Origin of the sequence: Mesorhizobium sp. M7A.F.Ca.CA.002.05.1.1 (genome assembly GCF_003998335.1) — a bacterium.
GTDB lineage: Bacteria > Pseudomonadota > Alphaproteobacteria > Rhizobiales > Rhizobiaceae > Mesorhizobium.
The window spans coordinates 1-4,265 of sequence record NZ_RZQI01000526.1 but is presented as its reverse complement, the minus strand read 5'-3'; the positions used below and the strand labels follow the sequence as shown (position 1 = coordinate 4,265).

Sequence of the window (4,265 nt, the reverse complement as noted above, 5' to 3'; positions counted from 1 at the left end):
TGCCCGGCCAGCGCGAGATCGAGCGCACCGCCGAACGGCTGGCCGGCAAGGTCGGCACCGATACCGACATCGTCCCGCTCTACGGCATGCTCGACGGCAAGGCGCAGGACGCGGCGATCAAGCCGCCGCCGGCCGGCCGCCGCAAGGTGGTGCTGGCCACCTCGATCGCCGAAACCTCGATCACCATCGACGGCGTGCGCGTCGTCATCGATTCGGGCCTGTCGCGGCTGCCGCGCTATGAGCCGGCCAGCGGCCTCACCCGGTTGGAGACCGTGCGCGTCAGCAAGGCTTCCGCCGACCAGCGCGCCGGCCGTGCCGGGCGCACGCAGCCAGGCGTCGCCATCCGGTTGTGGCGGGCCGAGCAGACGGCTGCACTCCCCGCCTTCACGCCGCCGGAAATCCTTGAGGCCGATCTGTCCGGACTGCTGCTCGATTGCGCTGCCTTCGGCGTTGCCGATCCGGCAGGGCTCGCTTTTCTCGATCCGCCGCCTGTTCCGGCCCTTAATGAGGCAAGGGGGCTACTACGCGCGCTGGATGCCATCGACGACACGGGGCGCCTGACGGACGCGGGTGCAGCGATGCGCAAGCTCGCCCTGCCGGTGCGGTTGGCGCACATGGTTGCCGAGGCAGCCGGCAGCGGCCATGCCTTCGAGGCGGCGATGCTTGCCGTGCTGCTCACCGAACGCGGCCTTGGTGGCGACGGCGCCGATCTGGAGCGGCGGCTGATGCGTTTTCGCGGGGAAAAATCGCCACGCGCTACAGCCGCCAAGCAGCTCGCCGAACGGCTGGCGAGGCAGGCTGGCGAGGCGAAGGGCAGCGAAGCTGCGGCAGCCGGTCCCCTGCTCGTCCACGCCTGGCCGGATCGGGTGGCGAAGGCGCGCGGCGAGCGTGGCCGTTTCGTGCTGGCCAACGGCTCCGGCGCCATGCTCGACGCCGCCGATCCGCTGGCGGGCGAGCCGTTTCTGGTCGTCGCCGACCTGCAGGGCAAGGCACAGAATGCACGCATCACGGCGGCGGCAGCGATCGGCGAGGACGATGTCCGCGCCGCGCTGGCGGACAGGATCGAGGTCCGCCGTGAAACGAGCTTCGACCGCGACAAGCGCGCCGTGCGCGTCCGCGAAACCGTGCGCCTTGGCGCCATCACGCTTGCCGAGCGCATGCTGCCGCCGCCAATCGGTGCTGACGCCGACCGCGACGTCCTCGATGCGGTGCGCCAGCACGGGCTGTCGCTGCTGACCTGGAGCAAGGAGGCGCAAACGCTGCGCCAGCGGCTTGGCTGGTTGCATCGAGGCCTTGGCGCGCCCTGGCCCGACATGGCGGATGACGCCCTCATCGAGCGCCTCGACGACTGGCTGCTGCCTTACCTGTCCGGCGCGGCATCCTTTGCCGCCATCGATGCGGGCGTTGTCTCGGCCGGGCTGGCCAGCCTCGTGCCACACGATCTGCAGCGCAGGATCGATACGCTGGCGCCGACCCATTTCGGTGCTCCGTCGGGCAGCCATGTGCCGATCCGCTATGACGGCGAATGGCCGGTGCTGGCGATTCGCGTGCAGGAGCTGTTCGGCCTCGACCGCCATCCTTCGATCGCCAATGGCGCCGTGCCGCTGACGCTCGAACTCCTGTCGCCGGCACACCGGCCGATCCAGACGACGCGCGACCTGCCCGGCTTCTGGCGGGGCTCCTGGGCCGATGTGCGCGCCGACATGCGCGGCCGCTATCCCAAGCATGTCTGGCCGGAAAACCCGCTGCTCGCGACCGCCACCGCCCGCGCCAAACCCAGAGCATGATCCCAAAAAGTGGAAGCCGGTTTTTGGAAAAGATCATGCTCAAACAAGAAGTAGAGCCCCGTTCCGACTCCTCGGATTGGGGCGGTACCTAGCGTTTGCCGCTTCGCGGCTGTAACTCATGGCCATGATCAACGTTTTGCGTTCGCCCGATTTCCAGCAGAGCCAGAGATTGCGCCTCAACACGCTGATCCGGTTGCGCTGGCTTGCCATTGTCGGTCAGAGCCTGACGGTGCTCGTCGTCGCCTATGGGCTGAAGTTTCCGCTGCCGGTCAGCCTCTGCTTTGCCCTGATCGCCTGTTCGGCATGGATGAACCTGTTTCTCGCCTTCCGCTTTCCGGCGGCGCACCGGCTCACGCCGCTTGCCGCCTTCGGCATCCTCATCTTCGACAGCCTGCAGCTTGCCGGCCTGCTCTATATGACCGGTGGCCTCACCAACCCGTTCTCGCTGCTCATGACCGTGCCTGTCGTCATTTCGGCGACATCGCTGCCCCTGCGCCTGACCGCCATCCTCGGCGGGCTGGTCATGTCGGCGGCGACCTTTCTGGTCTTTGTCCATCTGCCGCTGCCCTGGCATGAGGACGCGCCGCTGGCGATGCCTTTTCTCTACGTCGCCGGCATGTGGATGGCGGTGCTGTCCTCGATCGCCTTCACCGCCATATATGCCTTCCGGGTGGCCGCCGAAGCCCGGCTTCTGGCCAATGCGCTCGCTGCAACGGAGCTGGTGCTGCAGCGCGAGCAGCACCTTTCGGCACTCGACGGGCTGGCCGCCGCGGCCGCGCATGAGCTCGGCACGCCGCTCGCCACCATCGCGCTTGTCGCCAAGGAGATGGAAAAGGCGCTCGGCAAGGATGCGAAATATGGGGAAGACGTAACGCTGTTGCGTTCGCAGAGCGAGCGCTGCCGCGAGATTCTCAAGCGGCTGACCAGCCTGTCCTCCGAGGGCGAGGCGCATCTTTCTCGGCTGCCATTGACCTCGCTGGTCGAGGAGGTCACCGCGCCGCACCGGGACTTCGGCATCTCGATCAAGCTTCGGCCCGGCGAACGCATCGGCCCCGAGCCGGTCGGGCGGCGCAATCCGGGCGTCATCTACGGCCTCGGCAATTTGGTCGAGAACGCCGTCGATTTCGCCCGCAAAAGCGTCACCGTGCACTGGAGCTGGGACGAGGCCACCGTCACCTTCTCGATCATCGATGACGGCCCCGGCTTTCCGGCCGAGATCATCGACCGCATCGGCGAGCCCTATATGTCGACGCGCCAGGGCAATGAAACCGGCGGCGGTCTGGGCCTCGGCCTGTTCATCGCCAAGACCCTGCTCGAACGCTCCGGTGCCGTGCTCGATTTCCGCAATTCCAGCGGCCTGGGCGAGGGCGCCATGGTACAGATATCGTGGCCGCGTGGTGTGTTCCTCAATCCGGAAATCACTTCGGCCAGCATGTTCGACACCGCCTGAGAGCCTTGAAGGACCTCTAAAAATTGGACAATCGGGCTCAGGAACTATATTTGCGTAAAATTAAGGCAGCAGGAATTTTGAGACTATGACAGGCGACGAGAATATTGGCGCAATGGTTGAAGGCGAGGACACCTCGCTGCTTGTCGTCGATGACGACAAGCCGTTCCTCACGCGTCTGGCCCGCGCCATGGAAGCCAGGGGCTTCGTGGTCGAGACGGCCGAGAGCGTCGAGGAGGCGGTTGCCAAGGCGCGCGCCAATCCACCCGCCTACGCTGTAGTCGACATGCGGCTCGGCGACGGCAACGGCCTCGACGTGGTCGCGGCCATCCGCGAAAAGCGCGAGGATTCCCGCACCATCATCCTGACCGGCTATGGCAACATCGCCACCGCGGTGACCGCGGTGAAGCTCGGTGCGGTCGATTATCTCTCCAAGCCCGCCGACGCCGATGATATCTTCGCTGCACTCACCCGCACCGCCGGCGAGCGCGCGGCGCCGCCTGAAAACCCGATGTCGGCCGACCGCGTCCGTTGGGAGCATATCCAGCGCGTCTATGAGATGTGCGAGCGCAACGTCTCCGAGACAGCGCGCCGGCTCAACATGCACCGCCGCACCTTGCAGCGCATACTGGCCAAGCGCGCGCCGCGTTAGGATCGCAGGGTGTCGCTTGGGGCCAAGTTTGTAACCAGCGGCGGAGAGAGCCCAATCGCCGAAGTCAGCGCCGCCCCTCATCGCCCTGCCGGGCACTTCTCCCCGTATAGTGACGGGGAGAAGTGGCTAGCCGCACCTAGGCGTAATTTCTGTAACGTTGGTGATTGGCGAAATCATAAATGACAGCGTCCCTCTCCCCGTCACTATACGGGGAGAGGATGCCGGCAGGCAGGTGAGGGGCGGCGCTAGCGCTTGGACAATGAAGCCCGCCAAACAGGCGGCTTAACGGAGGCGACATGCAGGATCTGAAGCAGCGGCCGGTTTCCGTCTTCCGCGAATTCCTCGATAGCGAAGCGGCCGGCGGCATCATCCTGATGGT

Annotated in this window: 3 protein-coding genes; all 3 read left to right on the top strand. The window is 66.3% G+C overall.

Annotated elements, in window-relative coordinates:
- Nucleotides 1-1,787 (top strand): ATP-dependent helicase HrpB (gene hrpB / locus EN939_RS23115; RefSeq protein WP_127269932.1); only part of this gene is annotated, 1,787 nt, incomplete at its 5' end.
- Nucleotides 1,788-1,905: 118 nt separating this feature from the next.
- Nucleotides 1,906-3,237, top strand: coding sequence for an ActS/PrrB/RegB family redox-sensitive histidine kinase (locus EN939_RS23110; protein ID WP_127269931.1), 1,332 nt, complete (start codon nucleotides 1,906-1,908; stop codon nucleotides 3,235-3,237).
- A gap of 85 nt (nucleotides 3,238-3,322) precedes the next feature.
- Nucleotides 3,323-3,886, top strand: a complete 564-nt coding sequence (locus EN939_RS23105; protein ID WP_013528072.1) for an ActR/PrrA/RegA family redox response regulator transcription factor — start codon at nucleotides 3,323-3,325, stop codon at nucleotides 3,884-3,886.
- The last annotated feature ends 379 nt before the right edge of the window (nucleotides 3,887-4,265 follow it).